At 66.1% G+C, this 549-nt stretch carries 1 pseudogene; it reads right to left on the bottom strand.

The annotated features are described in order from the left end of the window. A pseudogene (locus CJ255_RS23985) lies at nucleotides 1-549 on the bottom strand (tetratricopeptide repeat protein); the annotation flags it as partial.

The raw sequence follows: 549 nt of genomic DNA, 5'->3' as shown, positions 1-549 counted from the left end.
CATCCAAGCCAAAGTCATCCAGTGAGAAGGGCTCCGGCTCGCTCGGCGTCGCTGCGTCCGCCGCAGGCGTCTGTTCCGCCTCAAGGGCCGCAATCTCTTCCGGCGAGAGGCCAAGGTCGCTCAATGAGAAGGGCTCCAACTCCGGTTCACTCGGGGTGGCTGCCGCCTCGGCTGGGGCTGCGGGTTCTGCCGCATCCAACCCAAAGTCGTCAAACGAGAAGGGCTCTGGCTCACTGGGCGTTGCCGCTGCCTCGGCTGGGGCTGTGGGTTCCGCCGCATCCAAGCCAAAGTCATCGAGCGAGAAGGGCTCTGGCTCACTGTGCAGCGCTGTGTCCGCCGCAGGCGTCTGTTCCGCCTCAAGGGCCGCAATCTCTTCCGGCGAGAGGCCAAGGTCGCTCAACGAGAAGGCTTCCAACTCTGGTTCGCTGGGCGGGGCCGCTTCCGCCGCAGGCGTCTGTTCCACCGCATCGAGCCCAAAGTCGTCAAACGAGAAGGGCTCTGGCTCACTGGGCGTTGCCGCTGCCTCGGCTGGGGCTGTGGGTTCCGCCG

It is taken from the genome of Candidatus Viridilinea mediisalina (genome assembly GCF_002532535.1).
Lineage (GTDB): Bacteria > Chloroflexota > Chloroflexia > Chloroflexales > Chloroflexaceae > Viridilinea > Viridilinea mediisalina.
The sequence above is the reverse complement of the archived record's forward strand: the minus strand, read 5'-3'. Positions and strand labels throughout refer to the sequence as shown.